This window comes from Streptomyces sp. NPDC020965 (assembly GCF_044333555.1).
Taxonomy (GTDB): Bacteria; Actinomycetota; Actinomycetes; order Streptomycetales; family Streptomycetaceae; genus Streptomyces.
Genome location: NZ_JBIRRE010000014.1, coordinates 135,014 through 153,804, shown reverse-complemented (window position 1 = coordinate 153,804; position 18,791 = coordinate 135,014). Strand labels below are relative to the sequence as shown.

Annotated in this window: 2 protein-coding genes (1 of these 2 cut by a window edge); both read right to left on the bottom strand. The window is 75.5% G+C overall.

What is annotated here, in order from left to right; translation table 11 throughout:
- Nucleotides 1–1,038, bottom strand: partial view of an amino acid adenylation domain-containing protein gene (locus ACH4S7_RS32670; protein WP_398524995.1) — the 5' portion only. Its footprint begins 15,084 nt before the window's first position; 1,038 of the gene's 16,122 nt are visible here — the first part of the coding sequence; the start codon lies at nucleotides 1,036–1,038; its stop codon lies beyond the left edge, outside the window.
- Entirely contained in the window at nucleotides 1,035–18,791 is a 17,757-nt protein-coding gene (locus tag ACH4S7_RS32665) for an amino acid adenylation domain-containing protein (protein ID WP_398524994.1), read from the bottom strand. The genes ACH4S7_RS32670 and ACH4S7_RS32665 overlap by 4 nt, the downstream gene beginning before the upstream one ends.

The window sequence follows — 18,791 nt, the reverse complement described above, 5'->3', positions numbered from 1 at the left end:
GGTGAGTTGCCGGTCGGCGGCGAGCGCGGCCAGCTTCCGGGCGGTGCCGGGGGAGAGCCGCAGTTCGAGCTCCCGGGGCGGTTCGGACCCGGCCGACGGCCCGGACGCCTCGGGGACCAGCAGGGTGGGTTCGTCGGCGCGGGCCAGCGACCGGCGCCAGGCGGCCTCCGCGGCGGGCCGGTCCTGGGCGGCGAGGTGGGCGAGGAAGTCGCGGTAGGGGCGCACCTCCGGGAGCGGTCCGGCGGCGGCATCCCGGTGCAGGGCGTACGCGGTGAAGAGCTCCTTGCCCAGCAGCGGCATCGACCAGCCGTCGAGCAGGATGTGGTGCGCCGTCAGGATGAGCGTGTACGCCTGGTCCTCACGTCTGATCAGGGTGAACCGCAGCAGTGGCGGGCGGGTCAGGTCGAAGCGGTGGGCGCGTTCCCCGGCCAGGACGCGGTCCCGCTCGGCGGCCCGGTCGCCGGGGGCGGCGGCGCGGAGGTCCAGCTCCCGCCAGGGCACCTCCCAGTCGCGCGGGACGGCCTGGACGGCGCGTTCGAGTCCGTCCTGGAGGAAGGCGGCCCGCAGATTGGGGTGCCTGCGCAGTACGGTGTCGGCGGCGGCGCGGAGCGCGGCGGCCTCGATCTCGCCGTGCAGCTCGAAGACGAGCCGGAGGGTGTAGACGTCCGGCGCCGAGGTGTCGAAATCGGCGTGGAAGAGCAGCCCTTCCTGGAGCGGGGTCAGCGGCAGCACGTCCTCCAGACCGCTCGTGCCGTCATGGGAGCCGCTGGACGCGCTGGTCGTGCCGGTCGTGCTGGACGTGCCGGACGTGCCGGACGTGCCGGACGTGCCGGACGTGCCGGACGTGCCGGACGCGCCGGATGGTTCGGAGTCGCGGGAGTCGCGGGAGTCGCGGGAATCGCCGGGGCCGGAGGTGCCGGAGCCGTACCGGGAGTCGTCCGCTCGCACCGCGTCGCCGCCCCTGCCGCCGTCACCGATACCGCTCCGGTCCCCGCCTCGGTCGCCGTTCCCTCGCTCGGCGTTGTTACTGACACTCACCGGTTCCTCCATCGGGCTGCGAGCAGTGCTGTCTCTTCGGCGCTGAGCGGCGACAGGGCCGCCGCGTCCGGCGTGGTCCGGGGCGCCGGTCCCGGGGTGTCACGCTCGGCGGTCGGCGCGGCGGCCGACTCGGCGACACCCGTGAGGGCCGCCGTCCACAGCCGGGCCAGTTCCCCGGCGTCCTCGTCGGTGAGGGCCTCCGGCGACCAGGTGAGCCGGGTGTGCAGGTGCGGCCCCGCCGCCGAGTCACGGGTGACCGCGTTCAGTTCCACCGCGTGTGCCATGGGCAGTTCGCCGTCGACGGCGCCGCCGAGGACGCCCGCCCCCGGTGCCGCCGTCCACGGCCGTTCGACGGTCTCGGCCGCCTTGTCTGTCCGGCCCGCCTCACCCGTCTCACCGGCCGAGGTGAATCGGCCCAGGTAGTTGAAGGCGAGGGCGGGCTCCGGCAGACCGGCCAGCACGGCACCGGATGCCGGGTGGAGATGGCGCAGCAGTCCGTACCCGATTCCGCTGTCGGGGACGCGGGCCAGCTCGTCCCGTACCCGGGCGACGGTCCCGGCGCACGAGTCGCTCGCGGCGGCCGTCAGCCGGACGGGGTAGACACTGGTGAACCAGCCCACGGTACGGGCGAGATCGAGCCCTTCGCCGATCTGCTCCTCCCGGCCGTGGCCCTCGACGTGGACCGGGAAGCTCACCCGGTCCGTACCGCTCCACTCCCGTACCGCGATGGCGAGCGCGGCCAGCAGCAGGTCCTGGACACGGGCGTCATGGCGTTCGACGGCCGTGGTCAGCAGGGTCCGGGTGGTCTCTGGGGGGAGGGTCACGGTCCGGTGGCGGGCGTCGGCGGTCGCGCCGGCACGGCCGGGGGCGATCCGGGGCAGCGCACCGGGGGCACCGAGGGCGTCCCGCCAGAGCGGCAGCTCGCCGGTGCGCCCGGCGGCCCGCTCGACGAGCGCGTGCGCCCACCCCCGGAAGGAGGTGACGGGCGGGGGGAGCACGGGATCACGGCCCCCGGCGACAGCGCTCCACGCCTGGGCGAGATCGTCCAGCAGGATCCGCCAGGACACCCCATCCACCACCAGATGGTGCACGACGAGCAGCAGCCGTCCCGCACCACCGCCGTCGGCACGGTAGGCACGGGCGCGGACCATCCGCCCGGCCGCCGGGTCGAGCCCGGCGGCGAGCCCGTCCACCTCGCGGGCCAGCTCGGCCTCGCCGAACCGGCCCGTCCCGGTGCCGTGGTCGAGCACCCCACCCGCGTCGTACGGGCCGGGGGGCACCAGGAACGTCCCAGCGGCGAGGTCCACCCGGGCGCGCAGTGCGGCATGCCGGTCCAAGACGGCGGAGAGTACCCGGGCGAGCGCGTCGTCCCCGATCCCGGGCGGCAGGGTCAGCAGCATCGACTGGCTGAACCGGCCGACGGGACCGCGCCGCTGTGCCAGCCAGTGCATCACCGGGGTCAGCGGGACCTCTCCGATGGCCGCCGGGTCCCCGGTGGCCGGGGCGGGACCCGAGGCGACCGGATCGCGCTCCGCGACCAGGGCGGCGAGCCGCCGTACGGTCGGGTGCTCGAAGACCTCACGGGGCGTGAGCCGTACCCCGGCGGCGCGGGCGCGGGCGACCAGTTGGATGGAGAGGATGCTGTCCCCGCCGAGGGTGAAGAAGCTGTCCTCGGCGCCGACCGACGGCAGCCGCAGCACCACGGCGAACACCCCGGCCAGGGCCTCCTCCAGCGGTGTCGCGCAGACCGCCCGGCCGGCGGCGGAGGCGAAGTCCGGCGCCGGGAGCGCGGCCCGGTCGAGTTTGCCGTTGGGCGTGACGGGCAGCGCCGCCACCGTCACGAACGCGCTGGGGACCATATGGTCCGGCAGCGAGCGGGCGAGCGCGGCACGCAGCCCGTCCGTGTCGACACCGGCAGCGGGGTCGGCCGGGACGAGATAGCCGACGAGCCGGCGCGGTCCGCCGGTCTCCTCCTGACGGACCACCACCGCGGCGGTGCGGACCGCTGGATCGGCGTGCAGGGCGGCCACGATCTCACCCGGCTCCACCCGGAACCCACGGATCTTGATCTGGTCGTCGGCGCGCCCGTGGTGGTGCAGGGTGCCCCGCTCGTCGCGGGAGACCAGGTCGCCGGTGCGGTACATCCGACTGCCGGCGGGGGCGCCGGGCTCGGCGGTGAACCGTTCGGCCGTCAGCGCGGGGCGGCCGAGGTATCCCTGGGCCACACCGGGCCCCGCGGCGTACAGCTCGCCCACGGTGCCCGGGGGCACCGGCCGGAGCAGGGCGTCGAGGACATGGAGGCGCACTCCGGCCAGCGGGCCGCCGATCGGCGGCGGACCGCCGGGGGCGAGCGGCTCGCTCATGGTGACGCAGGCGGTCACCTCGGTGGGCCCGTACGCGTTGATCATGCGGCGGCCGGGGGCCCAGCGGGCGACCAGCGACGCGGAGCACGCCTCACCGCCGACGACCAGGGTCCGCAGGGTGTCCAGACCGTCCGGCTCCAGGCCGGTGAGCGCGGTCGGCGGGATCAGGGCATGGGTGATCCCGCGGGCGGCGATGGTCTCACCGAGCGATTCGCCCGCGAGCGGGCCCGGTTCGGGGACGACCAGGGTCGCCCCGGTGGCGAGCGCCATCAGGGTCTCCATGACGGAGGCGTCGAACGACGGCGACGCCAACTGGAGCACCCGGCTGCCCGGTCCGACCCGGAGCCGTTCGGCCTGGGACGCGGCGAGGGAGGCCAGCCCGTGCTGGGTGGTGACCACCCCCTTGGGGCGGCCGGTGGAGCCGGAGGTGTAGATGACATAGGCGGGGTGGTGGGGGGTGACCGCGAGCCCGACGGCCGCGCCGTCGCCCCGACCGTCGGGCGTGTCGTCTTCGACCTCCGCGCCGGGCGGTGCCACCAGCAGCGCCCCCGGATACCGGTCGGCCGACACCGGGTCGGTGACCACCAGCGCGGGGTCCGCGTCGGCGAGCATGGCACTGATCCGGCCGGGCGGATAGTCCGGGTCGACGGGTAGCTGGGCCGCGCCGGTCAACTGCACCGCGAGCTGGGCCACCACCAGATCGACCGAGCGCGGCAGCACGACCGCGACCAGCGCGCCGGGGCGCGCCCCCGCGGCGGTCAGCCGGTCCGCCAGCCGGGCGGCCCGGGCCGCCAGCCCCGCATAGGTCAGGGTGGTCCCGGGCGCGTCCACGGCGACGGCCCGGGGGCGGGCCGCGACCTGATCGGCGAAGAGCCGCGCCCAGCTCCGGACGGGCGCCGCGGTGGGACCCTCGGCGTGGGCGCGCAGCAAGGCGTGTTCCCGCTCCAACAGCAGGTCCAGCGCGCCGACCCTGGTCTCCGGCGCGTCCACCAGCGTCGTGAAGAGCTGTCGGGCCCGGTCGGCGATGGCGGCGACCCGCGCCGCGCCGATGGCGCGCGGCCGGTGGGCCAGCCGCAGGGTCAACTCGGGTCCGGGGACGGCGACGAAGGTGAGGGGATAGTGGGTGGCGTCCCGGCCGCTCACCTCGTCCAGGCCGAGACCCGCCGCCGCGCCGAGGTCGGCGACGCTGTCGCTCGGGTAGTTCTCCAGCGCGGTCAGGGTGTCGAAGAGGACACCGTGACCGGCGGCCCGCTGGATGTCGGCGAGTCCGAGGTGGTGGTGCGGCAGCAGGGTGGTGAACTCGTCCCGCACCCGCTCCAGCAGCTCCAGGAGGGTCTCCTCCGGGCGGGTGGCGACCCGCACCGGCACGGTGTTGACGAAGAGCCCGATCATGTCCGCCGCTTCCGGGAGTTCGCCGGGGCGGCCCGCGACGACGGTGCCGAAGACGACGTCACGGCGGCCGGTCGCGGCGCCGAGCACCAGCGCCCACACCGTCTGGACCAGAATGCTCCGGGTGAGCTCGTGCTCCCGGGCGAACGCGCCCAGCCGGGCGGTCAGCGCCGCGTCGAGCCTGATCGTGTGCTCCTCGGGGAGCTCGGTCGCCCCGGGGTCGTCCGGGACCAGCAGCGTCGGTTCGGTGACCCCCGCCAGCGCGGTGCGCCAGGCTTCCCCGGCGGCGTCCCCGTCCCGGTCCGCGAGCCAGCGCAGATACTCCGGGTAGTGCGGGGCCGGGGCGAGTGCGACACCCCCGTACGACCGGAGCAGTTCCCGGACGAGCACCGGCAGCGACCAGCCGTCCAGCACCAGATGGTGTCCGGTGATGACCAGTTCGGCGCTGGTGTCGGTCAGCCGGATCAGGGTGGCGCGCAGCAGCGGCGGCGCGGCGAGGTCGAAGCGGCGCGTCCGGTCGTCCTCGGCGCGTCGCCGGGCCCTGCGGTCCCGCTCCTTGGGCCGGCGGCGGCGCAAATCCAGTTCGTCGACGACGGCCGCCGCTCCGGGGGCGGCCCGCTGGGTCCAGACCCCGGCGTCGGCGGTGAACGCGGTACGGAGCGCGGCGTGCCGGTCCAGCACGGCGGTGAGCGCGGTGCCCAGCCGCTCCCGGTCGATCTCCGCGCCGCTCAGCCGGAGCACGACCTGTACGTGGTAGACGTCGAGCACGCCCGGCCCCGGCGCGGCGCCGGTGTCCGCGTCGTACTGGGAGAGGAAGAGCAGTCCCTCCTGGAGCGGAGTGAGCGGCCAGGGGTCGCCGGGCGACAGCGGGGCGGGTCGGGCGGGCGGATCGTCGGCGGACGGGGCGGGCCGGGCCACCGTGAGCAGACCGCGCACGGTGCGGTGGCGGAACACGTCCTGCGGGGTGAACCGCAGTTCCGCCTTGCGGGCCGCACCCACCAACTGGATGGAGAGGATGCTGTCGCCGCCGAGGGCGAAGAAACTGTCGTCCAGGCCGACCCGCTCGATCCGCAGCAGATCGGCGAAGAGGCCGGCGAGCAGCCGTTCGTCGGCGCTGACGGGTTCTGCCCAGCTCTCGTTCGAGGTCAGCTCCGGGGCGGGCAGCGCGGCCCGGTCGAGTTTGCCGTTGGGCGTCACCGGCAGTGCGGCGAGGGGAACGAGCGCGGTGGGCACCAGGGCGGCGGGCAGCCGCTCCGCGAGATGGCGGGCGAGCCCGGACAGGTCCGTCTCCCCGGCCGGCACGGCCGGCACCACATAGCCGACGAGGTGGACGGCGCCGGTGGCCGGATCGGTGTGGGTGGTCACCGCGCTGTGCCCGACCCCGGGGTGGGCGTCCAGCACGGCCTGGATCTCGCCGGGTTCGATCCGCTGCCCGCGCAGTTTGATCTGGTCGTCGGCGCGGCCGAGGTGGTGGAGCGCGCCGTCGTGCCGGCGCGCGGCCAGATCGCCGGTGCGGTAGAGCCGGGCGCCCGGCGACAGCCCGAGGCGGTCGGGGGCGGCGGTGAAGCGTTCGGCGGTGAGCGCCGACCGGCCGTGATAGCCGTGGGCGAGCTGCACACCGGCGAGATACAGCTCACCGGGGACACCGGCCGGAGTGGGACGCAGCGCGGCGTCCAGGACGAACGCCCCGGTGTTCGCCGCGGGCCGGCCGATGGGGATCCGACCGTCGGCGATGTCCCGCGCCGTGACCCGCCGGGCGGTGACGTCCACGGCGGCCTCGGTGGGGCCGTAGAGATTGTGCAGTTCGGTGTGGGGCGCGAGCTGCCGGAGCCGGTCGGCGGTGGCGGCGGGCAGGGTCTCCCCGCTGGCGATCACGCGGCGCAGGCTCGTGCACTCGGACGGGCCGGCGACGGCGACGAACGCCGCCAGCATCGATGGTACGAAGTGCACGGTGGTGATGGCGTGTTCGCGCAGCAGCCGGGCGATCCGGGCCGGGTCACGGTGGTCCTCCGGCCCGGCGACCACCAGGGTCGCGCCGGCCAGCAGCGGCCAGAACAGCTCCCACACGGAGACGTCGAAGCTCGCGGGCGTCTTCAGCAGCACCCGGTCACCGCTGGTGAGCCGGTGGGTCTCCTGCGCCCACCGCAGCCGGTTGACGATGGCGGAGTGCGGCACGGTGACGCCCTTGGGGCGGCCGGTGGAGCCCGAGGTGAAGATCAGATAGGCCGGGTCGCCGGGGCCCGGGGGGTGGATCGGGGCCGGCGCCGCATTACCGGTACCGGCGGGCGGTGTCCCGGTCCCGGCGGGCGCGGTGAGGTCGAGATACGGCAGCGCCGCCGCACCGGCACCGGTCTGCTCCCCCGGCCAGGCGCCGGCACCGGAGCCGTAAGCACGGGCACCGGAGCCGTACTCCCCGCTGCCGGTGCGCGCTCCCGCCCCGACGACGAGGACCGCTCCGGACTCGCCGAGCAGTTCATCGATCCGGGCGGCGGGCAGCCCGGGGTCGATCGGCAGATAGGCGGCCCCGGCCCGCTGTACGGCGTGCACGGCGAGGACCAGTTCCGCGGAGCGCGGCAGCAGGACGGCGACCACCCGCCCCCGCCCCGCGCCCCGGTCGGCGATCAATCGGGCGATCCGGTCGGCTTCGGCGTCGAACCCGGCCCGGCTCCAGACGCGGTCGCCGTCGCGCAGCGCCTCCGCGTCGGGTTCGCCGGCACACCGCTGGCGCACCAGCTCCACCAGGGTGGTCGCGGGCAGCGGGGACTCCGGGCCGGTGCCGTCGGCGACGGCCTGCCGCAGCTCGGCCCCGTCCATCAGTGGTGCGGCGCTGATCGGCAGGTCGGGGTGGGCGCAGAACCACTCCAGCAGTCGGTTCAGCCGGGCGCCGAGCGCGCTCGCGGTGGACGGGTCGAACAGCGCCGTACGGTAGTTGAAGGCGGCCCGCAGCCCGTCCGTCCCGGCGCGTTCGACCACGGCGAGGGTGAGATCGAATTTCGCTCCCCGGGTCTCCACCAGCTCGATCCGGGCCGGGGCCGCACCGAAGTCCACGCTCGCGACGGATTCGTTCTGATGGATCACGGCGACCTGGAAGAGCGGATGCCGGGAGAGCGAACGCTCCGGCCGGACCTCGTCCACCAGCCGCTCGAAGGGGAGCGCCGCGTGCTCGAAGGCGTCCAGGTCGGTACGGCGGACCCGCTCCAGGAGATCCCGGAAGGTGGGGTCGCCCGAGGTGTCGGTGCGCAGGACGACGGTGTTGGCGATCAGCCCCGGCAGCTCTCGGAGACCGTCGTCGTGCCGCTGGTCGACCACGGTGCCCAGCGGTAGATCGGTGCCGGCGCCATGGGCGGTGAGCAGGGCGGCGAGGGCTGCCTGGAGGGTCATGAAGAGGGTGGCCCCGCTCGCGGCGGCGAGCCGGGCCGCGGCCCGGTGGGTCTCCGGCGGGATGGCGAACTCCGCGGAGTCGCCACGCTGGTCGATCTCGTCGGGCCGGGGCCGGTCCAGCGGCAGCGCGATCTCGGCGGGGGCTCCGGCGAGTGCGGTGCGCCAGTGTGCGAGCAGCCCGGGGGCGTCGTCAGCGAGTACCCGGTCCTGCCAGAGGGTGTGGTCGGCGTACTGGAGGCGGGGCGCGGGCGGCTCGGGGGTGCCGTCCCTGGCGCTGTCGTACAGCAGGGCGAGATCGCGCGCCAGCGGTCCGGTGGACCACTCGTCGGTGGCGATGTGGTGCAGCACCAGCAGGAGCGCGGTGGTGCCGTCCGGGCCGGTGAGCAGATGCGTGCGGAGCGGCGGCTCCGTCCGCAGATCGAACTCGACGGTGGCGAGCCGCCGGGCGGCCCGGGTGAAGACGTCGTCGCCCGGACCCGGTTGGCCGTCGCTCCCGTCGCTCCCGTCGCTCGCGTCGGTCCGGTCACTCCGGCCGCTGCGGTCGCCGTGGTCGCTCCCCGCGCCGGGCCGCTCCGGGCGGGATCCGGCGTCCCGGCGGGGCTCGTTCTCCGGGCGGGGGCCGGTGTCGTGGTGCGGCTCGTTCTCCGGGCGGGGGCCGGTGTCGTGGTGCGGCTCGTCGTCCGCCCCGATGGAGAGGTGTTCCAGCCGGGGTGTGGTCGGCGACAGGATCCGCTGCACCGGCCGGCCCTCCGACTCCGGATAGACGGTGCGCAGGATCTCGTGGCGTTCCGTGAGCCGGGCCAGCGCCCGGCCGAGCGCGCCGCCGTCCACCGGCCCGGAGAAGCGCAGCAGCAGCGGGACGGTGTAGGTGGTGGCGGAGCCGGCGAGCCGGTGCAGGAACCAGAGCCGGGCCTGCGCCGGGGAGAGCGGTAGCCGTTCCGGCCGCGCGACCGGGACGACCGGCGGCGGCACGGCCCGCGCCACCGGGCCGGCGTCGTCGAGCCGCCGCGCGAGACCGGCCACGGTGCGGGCCTCGAACAGGGTGCGTACGGCGACGTGCGTGCCCAACTCCGCGCGGATCCGGCCGGCGAGCCGGGTCACCAGCAGGGAGTGCCCGCCCAGCGCGAAGAAGTCGTCGTCCACCGAGACCGGGCCGCAGCCGAGGACTTCCCGGTACAGCTCGGCGATGACCCGCTCCCGTTCGGTGCGCGGCCCCCGGCCCCCCTCCGAGCGGGCCTGTTCGGGCAGCGGCAGGGCGGCCTGGTCGAGCTTGCCGTTGACGGTCAGCGGCAGCCGGTCCAGCGGGACGAACGCGGTCGGCACCATATGGTCGGGCAGGGCCGCGGCGCAGGCCGCGCGGAGATCGGCGGCCCGCGCGGCGCCGGTGGTGTACGCGACGAGCCCGGGGCCGGTGGGCAGATCGGTGCGCAGCACCACGGCGGCCGACGCCACTCCGCCCCGGGTGCGGAGCACGGACTCGATCTCGGCGGTCTCCACCCGGAAGCCGCGCAGCGAGATCTGGCGGTCGGCCCGCCCCAGATGGACCAGTTGCCCGTCCGGGGTCCAGCGGGCCAGATCGCCGCTGCGGTACATGCGCGATCCGGGCGCGCCGTGCGGATCGGCGACGAACCGGGTCGCGGTGAGGGCCTGTTGCCCCCGGTAGCCGCGGGCCTGCCCCGGGCCGGCGACGTACAACTCCCCGACCACCCCCGGCGGTACCGGGCGCAGCGCGTCGTCCAGCACGGTGAGCCGGAGATCCCCGATGGCCCGTCCGATCGGGACGGCGCCCCGCGCGGTGGCGTCCGCGATGCGCTCGGGGGTGAGGTCGTAGGCGGTGACATGCACGGTCGTCTCGGTGATCCCGTACATATTGACCAGTTGGGGCGCGTCGGGACCGGCCGCCCAGGGGGCGACCCGGGCGACATCGAGGGCCTCGCCGCCGAAGACGATCCGGCGCAGCGTCCGGGGGATGCCGGGTGAGCCCGGCGCGGTGAGGGCCTCGGTGAGCTGATAGCAGGCGGACGGGGTCTGGTTGAGGACGGTCACGCCGTCCGTGTGGAGCAGCCGCAGGAAGTCGGGCGCGGAGCGGGTGACGTCCTGCGGCACGACCACGAGCCGTCCGCCGTGCAGGAGCGCGCCCCACATCTCCCAGACGGAGAAGTCGAAGGCGTACGAGTGGAAGAGGGTCCACACATCGTCCGGGCCGAAGGAGAAGTGGTCGCGGGTGGCGTCGAAGAGGCGGGCGAGATTGCGCCGGGTGACGACCACGCCCTTGGGGCGGCCGGTGGAGCCGGAGGTGTGGATGAGATAGGCGGCCTGGTCGGGGTGGAGCGGGGCGGTGCGCTCCGCGTCGGTGATGTCCCCGGTGGGCTGCCGGTCGCCGTCGCGGTCACGGTCGGCGGCGAGCCGGCTCAGGTTCAGGACCTCCGGGAGCCCGCCATCGGTGACCTCGGCAGTGGCAGTGGCAGTGGCAGTGGCAGTGGCGGCGGCCAGGGCGTCGGCGGCGGTCCGGTCCGTCTCCGTATCGGTCAGCAGCAGGACGGGCGCCGCGTCGATCAGATGGTGGGCCAGCCGGTCGGCGGGGTGGCCGGGGTCCAGGGGGACGTAGGCCGCCCCGGTCTTGGCCACCGCGACGACCGCCTCCACCAGCGCGAGCGAGCGCGGCAGCAGCAGCGCCACCCGCTGCGCGGGCCCGGCGCCCCGGGCGATGAGCCGGCGGGCGAGCGCGTTGCTGCGCCGGTCGAGTTCGCGGTAGCTGAGCGATCGGCCCTCATGGACCACCGCGACCGAGTCCGGGCCGGCGGCGACGGCGGCGGCGAGGCGGTCGAGCACATCGGCCGGTGCGGTCGCCGCCCGCCCGGCCGGTCCGGCGTCCGCGGCGGGCGGGTTCCAGTCGTGCAGCAGGGTGTGGCGCTCCTCGGCGGTGAGCAGGTCGTACCGGCCGATGGGCAGGTCGGGGTCGGCGACCGCCGCCGTCAGCAGGGCGACGAGGCGCCGGGCGAGAGCGCGCGCGGTACCGGCGTCGAACAGGTCCTCGCTGTAGTGGACGGCCCCGTCGATCCGTTGGGAGTCCGGGTGGTCGGTGAAGCCGATCAGCAGATCGAACTTCGCCGCGCCGGTCTCCCAGAGGGCGAGGTCCGCGGTGATGCCCGGTGCGTCGAAGGGCGGTGCGGTACGGGTGCGGTGGGTGAGCATCACCTGGAACAGCGGGTTGGCGGCGGTACGTTCGGGGTTCAGCTCCTCAACGACCCGCTCGAACGGCACATCGGCGTGGTCGAAGGCGTCCAGGGTGGTGGCACGCACCCGCCCGAGCAGCTCCCGGAAGCCGGGGTTCCCGGTGAGATCGGTCCGGAGCACCAGGGTGTTGACGAGGAAACCGACCAGGTCCTCCGTGGCGCGGTCGCGGCCGGCGGTCGGCACTCCCAGGGGAATGTCATCGCCCGCGCCGAGGGCGTTCAACAGCGCCGCCACGGCCGCCTGGACCGCCATGAAGGGGGTGACACCGCTCTCCCGGGCCACTTCGCGCAGACGCCGGGCGGTGTCGTCGGGGAGGGCGAAGGGGATGACACCGCCCCGTCCGCCGGGCCGGGCCGGTCGCGGCCGGTCGGTCGGCAGCACCAGCTCCGCGGGGGCTCCGGCCAGGGTCCGCCGCCAGAAGTCGAGCTGCGGCCGGTACCGGTCGCCGTCGAGGAGTTCCCGCTGCCACAGCGCGTGGTGGGCGCAGGTCAGCGGCGGCGGTGGCAGATCGGGCCGCTCGCCCGCGAGCCGGGCGGTGTAGGCGGTGGCGAGATCGGTGAGGAGTGGGCCGGCCGATCCCTCGTCGGCCGCGATGTGGTGGAGCAGGAACAGGACGGTGGTGCGTCCGGGCTCCCGGAAGAGGGTGACCCGCAACGGTGGTTCGGTCGCCAGGTCGAACGGCTCCCGGCAAAGCCGGTCGATGAGCTCCGCGGGGTGGCCGGGACCGGTGACGCTGCGGACGGCGACGTCCCCGCCGGCGGCCAGGATCCGCTGGTGCGGGACGCCGTCGGTGTCGGGGAAGACCGTGCGCAGCACCTCGTGCCGGGCGACGACATCGCCGACCGCGGCGGTGAGTGCGGCCGCATCGACGGCTCCGTCGAGGGTGAGGACGAAGGGCAGTTGATAGGCGGGCGCCACTTCACCGGCCGGTCCTTCGAGCCGGCTGAGGAACCAGAGCCGGGCCTGGGCGGGGGAGAGCGGCGGGTGCTCGGGCAGCGGCCGGGGCGCCGGTGCGGGCAGCGCGGCACCGGGCGCCGCGGTCCGGGCGGCCAGCCCGGCGACGGTCGGGGTGTCGAACACCTCGCGTACGGAGAGGGCACGCCCCAGCGCGTCGGCGGTGCGTCCGGCCAGCCGGGCGGCGAGCAGGGAGTGGCCGCCGAGGGCGAAGAAGTCGTCGTCGGCCCCGACCTCCGGCACCCCGAGGACCTCGGTGAAGAGAGCGGCGAGCAGTTCCTCGCGCTGACCCCGTGGGGCCCGGCCGCCGGGTGCCGCCAGCCGGGGCACCGGGAGCGCGGCGCGGTCGAGTTTGCCGTTGGGGGTGAGCGGCAGGGCGTCGAGCACCACACAGAGCGCGGGGACGAGATGGGCCGGGAGCCGGCCGGCGAGGTCCGCCCTGACCGCGGCCGCCTCGGCCGGGTCGCGGGGGCCGGTGAGATAGGCGACCAGCCGGGGTGTCGGATGGCCCGCGTCGACGTGGGGGAGTACCGCCGCGTCGCGGACCCGGGGGTCTGCGCGCAGGGCGTCGGCGACCTCGCCCGGTTCCACCCGGTGCCCCCGGATCTTCACCTGGTGGTCGGCCCGCCCGACGATCTCCAGGGTGCCGTCCGGGCGACGCCGGGCCAGGTCCCCGGTCCGGTACAACCGGCTGCCGGGGGGACCGCCGGGCTCAGCGGTGAAGCGTTCGGCGGTCAGGCCGGGCTGCCCGAGATAGCCCTGTGCCACTCCGTCTCCGGCGAGATACAGCTCGCCGGTCACCCCGGTGGGCACCGGGCGGAGACCGCGCCCGAGGACATGGGCCCGGGTGTTCCACAGCGGCCGGCCGACCGGGGGCGCGGTGGCTGACCGCTGGTCCAGCACCGCGACGGTGGACCAGACGGTGGTCTCGGTGGGGCCGTAGAGGTTGACGAGCTGGGCGGCGTGGGTGGCGAGGGTGCCCGCGAGATCGGGGGCGAGCGCCTCTCCGCCCACCAGGGCGCGTACCCCGCGTACCGCCTCGGGGTCGGTCTCGGTCAACGCCCGCCACAGGGAGGGGGTGGCCTGCATGACGGTGGCACCGGACGACACGAGGAGACGGTTCAGCAGGGCCGGGTCCCGCACCTGTTCCCGGTCGGCGAGGATCACCGTGCCGCCGGTGACGAGGGGCAGGAAGAGTTCGAGCACGGCGATGTCGAAGCCGACGGTGGTGACGGCGAGGAGACGCTCCCGGCCGGTGAACGCGAGGGTCTCGGCGAGGCAGAGCAGGAAGTTGGTGACCGCGGCCTCGGTCACCACGACACCCTTCGGGCGGCCGGTGGAGCCGGAGGTGTGGATGACGTAGGCGGGGTGGGCGCCGTGCCGCGCGGCGGCGGGCGGCAGGGGCACGGCCTCCTCCCGGGCCCGGTGGACGGCCGGATCATCGAGCAGGACCGTCCGGCCCCGCTCTGCGTCGATCGGGCCGATGGCGGCCGCGGTCGCCCGGTCGGTGACCAGCAGGGCGGGCCCCGCGTCGGTGAGCAACTGCCGGATCCGCTCGGCGGGGAAATCGGGATCGACCGGCAGATAGGCGGCGCCGGTGCGGGCGACGGCGAGCAGGGTGACCAGCAGATCGGTGCCGCGCGGGAGGGAGACCCCGACGAGGTGTCCCGCGCCCGCGCCCGCATCGGCGAGCAGCCGGGCGAGCCGGGCCGCCCGGTGGTCCAGCTCCCGGTGGCTCAGCTCCTCGCCGCCGCTGACCAGCGCGGTCCGGTCAGGGGTACGGGCGGCCTGGTCGGCGCAGAGCCGGGCGAGCGAGACACCGGGCACCGTGCGTACGGGGGCGGTGTGTTCCGCGCCGAGCAGGGCCCGCTCGGCGCCGGTCAGCAGGTCGGTGGTGGCGACGGGCCGGCCGGGGTCGGCGGTCATCCGCTCCAGGAGCCGCAGATAGGCGTCGGCCGTCCGGGCCGCGGCCGGCGCGGTCCAGAGACCGGTGCGGTACTCCAACTGACCGGTGGCGCCGCCGTGCGCGGTGTCCTCGCTGATGGTGAGCTGGAGGTCGAATTTGGCGCTGCCGGTGTTCACCAGGGTCGGGCGGCCCGTCTGGCCCGGGAGTACGGGGTCGGCGGAGAACTCCTCACGTACCGCGAACAGCACCTGGAAGAGCGGGTTGACCCCCGGGAGCCGCACCGGGTTGACCGCCTCCACGATCCGGTCGAACGGCAACTCCTGGTGGGCGAGGGCGGTGAGGTCGGTCTCCCGGATCCGTTCCAGCAGCTCCAGGAAGGTGGGGCCGCCGCTGAGGTCGGCCCGGAGCACCAGGGTGTTGATGAAGAAGCCGACGGCGTCCCGGAGCGCCTCGTCGTCCCGTCCGGCGACGGGCGCGCCGACCACGATGTCCTCCCCGCAGCCGAGTTGGGAGAGGGTGGCGGCGAACGCGGCGTGCAGCACCATGAAGGTGGTGGTGCGGGTGCGCAGCGCGAGCTCCCGCACCCGGGCGTGCAGCTCCGCGCCGATCGGGAAGTCGAGGGTCCGGGCCCGGTCCTCGGCGGGGCCGTCGTCCGGCCCGGTCTCCGCCGCGCGGTCGGTGCCCGCCCACGGCAGCGTCAGCCGCTCCGGTGCCGAGCGCAGCGTCGCGCGCCAGTGGTCGCCGAGCGCCCGCTCGTCGCGGTGGCCGGTGGCCCGCTGCCAGAGGGTGAAGTCGGCGTAGCTCACCGGCAACGGGGTCCACTCCGGGGCCCGGCCGTCGGCGCGCGCCGCGTAGGCGGTGCCCAGATCGCGCAGCAGCGGCGGCAGGGACCACTCGTCGGCCGCGATGTGGTGCAGCACCAGCAGCAGCGTGTGGTGGTCATCCCCGGTGGAGAAGACCGCCACCCGCAGCGGGATCTCCGCCGCGATGTCGAAGGCGCGGCCGGCCTCCTCGGTGATCCGCCGCTCGGACTCGGCATCGGTCACCCGGTACCACGCGATCGCCGGAGCCACCTCGGCCGGGTCCAGGATCCGCTGGAAGGGTTCACCCGCGACGGCGGGGACGAGGGTGCGCAGGATCTCGTGGCGTGCCAGCAGGTCGCCGACGGCCGCCCGCAGCACCTCGACGTCCAGCGGTCCGCGGACGCGCAGTGCGAGCGGGATGTTGTACGCCCCGTCGGGGGCGCCGGACCCGGCCAGGAACCAGAGCCGGCGCTGACCGGCGGAGAGCGGCAGCCGGGCGGGCCGCGGCCGGGGGCGCAGGGGTTCCCTGGCGGTCCCGGCCCGCTCCAGGACGCCGGCGAGCCCGGCCGGCGTCGGGTGGTCGAAGAGTGCCCGTACGGTCAGTTCGGCCCCGGCCTCGGCACGGACCGCGGTGACCAGCCGGGCGGCGGTGAGCGAATGCCCGCCGAGGGCGAAGAAGTCGTCGTCCGGTCCCACCCCACCAACCCCACTGTCCTCACCGACCCCGAGCACCCGCGCGAACAGGGCGCACAGCAGGGTCTCGGCGGCGGACGACGGCGCCCGGCCGTCCCGTCCCGCCCGCACCGGCGGGACGGGAGCGGGCAGCGCCTTGCGGTCGGTCTTGCCGTGTGCGGTACGGGGCAACCGGTCGAGCGCGACGTAGAGTCCGGGCACCAGATGATCCGGCAGCCGGGCCGCGAGGTGCGCCCGCAGCTCCCCCGACCGGTCCGCCGGCGCGGGCGTCGCCCCGGTCGGATCGGCCGGGTCAGCCTCCGGTCCGGTGTGGTACGCCACCAGGACGAGGCCCCCGTCCGGTGCCGGGTGGGCGACGACCGCGGCCTCCCGCACTCCGGGGTGTTCCAACAGTGCCGCCTCGATCTCGCCCGGCTCGACCCGGTGTCCCCGGATCTTGAGCTGGTCGTCGGCCCGGCCCGCGATCTCCAGCAGGCCGTCGGGACGCCGCCGGGCCAGGTCGCCGGTCCGGTACAGCCGCTCGCCCGGCGGACCGCAGGGATCGGCGACGAAGCGTTCGGCCGTCAGCGAGGGGCGGCCCAGATAGCCCCGGGCCACTCCGGCGCCGCCGATGTACAGCTCACCGGTGTGTCCGGCGGGGACCGGGGTGAGGGCCCGGTCGAGCACGAGGACGCGGGTGTGCCGGACCGGGCGGCCCACGTGCGGGGGGCCGTCCGCTGCGGTCACCTCGCCGGCCGTGGAGTAGACGGTGGTCTCGGTGGGGCCGTAGAGATTGACCAGCCCGGAGCCCAGATCCCGCAGGGTGCGGGCGAGATCGGGCAGCAGGGGTTCGCCCGCCGTCAGGAGACGCACTCCGGCGAGATCGTCCGGCACGGCCTCGGTCAGCACCCGCCAGAGCGACGGGGTCGCCTGCATCACGGTCGGTCGGGTGGCCCGGATCAGCGCCCCGAGGGCGAACGGGTCCCGCACCTGGTCGGTACCGGCGACGATCACACGGCCGCCGCTGAGCAGCGGCAGGAGGAGTTCGGTCGCGGCGATGTCGAAGGAGACGGTGGTCACCGCCAGCATCCGGTCCGCCGGGCCGAGCCCGAGCAGCCCGCCCACCGATGCGAGCACATTGGCGAGGGCGCCCCGGGTGACGACCACACCCTTGGGGCGGCCGGTGGAGCCCGAGGTGTGGATGACACACACGGTGTCCTCCGGATGCGGAACCTCTGCGGTGGTGGCCGCGGCGGTGGCGCCGGTGGCGTCGGCGGATCCGCCCGCCGCCACGGCCAGCACCGGTACCGGTACGTCCCACTCCGCGCCGGGATCGGCGACCAGCAGCACCGGTCCGCAGTCGGCCACCATCCGCCGGATCCGGTCGCGCGGCTGGGCCGGGTCGAGCGGAAGGTAACCGGCGCCCGTGCGGATGATCGCGAGCAGGGCCACCGGGAGCGCCTCGGTACGGGACAGGGCGACGGCGACGAGCGTGCCGCGCCGGGCGCCGAGCCCCCGCAGCGTGGCGCCGAGCCGTTCGGCCCGGGCGTGGAGTTCGCGGTAGGTGAGCCGGCCGGTGCCGCCGACCACCGCCACCGCGTCGGGCGTGCGCCGGACCCGGTCGGCGAAGGCGGCCCAGAGGTCGGGGGACGTCCCGGCCGCCCGGCTCTCCTCCGCGGCCCGGATCCGCGGGTCGGGGTGGTGGTCGTCCAGGATCCGCCGCGCCTCGGCGGGGCCGACCAGCGGGACACGGCCCACCGGGGTGTCGTCGTCGTAGCCACCGATGCGGGCGAGGAGGTCGGTGAACCGCTCCGCGTGGGCGACCGTCTCGGCGGCCCCGTACAGCCGGGGATTGGCGTCGAGGGTGACATCGAGACCGTCGGCGCCCGGCAGGCCGTTCACCGTCACGGTGAGATCGTCGACGGCCCCCGCCGCCAGATAGCGGGTCTCGCCCGAACAGGCGCCGAAGGAGAGCCGGGTGGGGAAGGGCTTGATGTTGACCTGCGGACCGAAGAGCCGCTGTCCCCGCCCGGACAGGCCGAGTTCCCGGCGGAGCCGCTCGCCGCGGTAGCGCTGATGGCGCCGCTGGTCGCGGAGGGAGCGGGCGACCGAGCGGACGAGCGGACCGAGACCGGTCCGCTCGTCCACGGCGATCCGCAGGGGGACGACATTGACGGTGGTGGCGGGAACCCGGGCCGGGGCACCACCGGTGCGGTTCATGACGGGTAGGGCGAGTACGGCCTCGTCCACGGCGGTGAGCCGGGTCAGGTAGAGCGCCCAGGCGGCCAGCACCACTTCCGGCCAGGTCGCCCTGGCCCGGCGGGCGAACTCCTCCAACGCGGCGGCGGCCGGGGCGGGCAGCGCGCACCGGTGCCGCAGGAAGTGACCGCTGGGGCCGTCCGGTTCCCGTCCGGCGAGGGTGACGGGGTCCCGCCGGTCGGCGAGTAGCCCGCGCCAGTAGGTGGCGTCCGCGCGCTCCCGTTCGGATCCCGCGTACTCCCGGTCGGCCGTCAGCACATCCCGCAGCGAACCCAGCCGGTGTTCCTCCGGGGTGCGCCCGGTGCTGAGGGCGCCGTAGACCTCGGCGACGCGTTCGGCGAAGCGGAGATATCCGTATCCGTCGAGCAGGATGTGGTGGCAGCGGTGGTACCAGAGCCACCGCTGCTCACCGGTCCGCAGCAGCGCGTGGCGGTAGAGTTCGCCGCTCTCCAGATCGACGGCGACCGAGCGCTCGCGGTCCATCCACTCCCGGGCCCGCTCCCCGGGGTCGGTCTCCGCCCTCAGATCGAGTACCAGGGGCTCCGCCGGCGGCACCGCGCCGAGCTCCTGCCGGACCGCGTCGCCCACCACCGAGAACCGGACGCTCAGCCCGTCGGTGTCGGCCACCGCCCGCCGCACCGCGGCGACGAAGGCGGCCTCGTCCAGCGGGCCGGTCAGTTCCACGTACTCGGCCGTCAGATACGCCGGGCTCGCCGGGTCCAACTGCTGAGCGGACCAGAGTCCGAGCTGTGCCGCGCTGAGCGGCAGACGATCACGGCGGATGCTCAT

Coding starts and splice junctions, on each gene's coding strand:
- ACH4S7_RS32665 (WP_398524994.1), bottom strand. CDS start 18,791: ATGAGCATCCGCCGTGATCGTCTGCCGCTCAGCGCGGCACAGCTCGGA.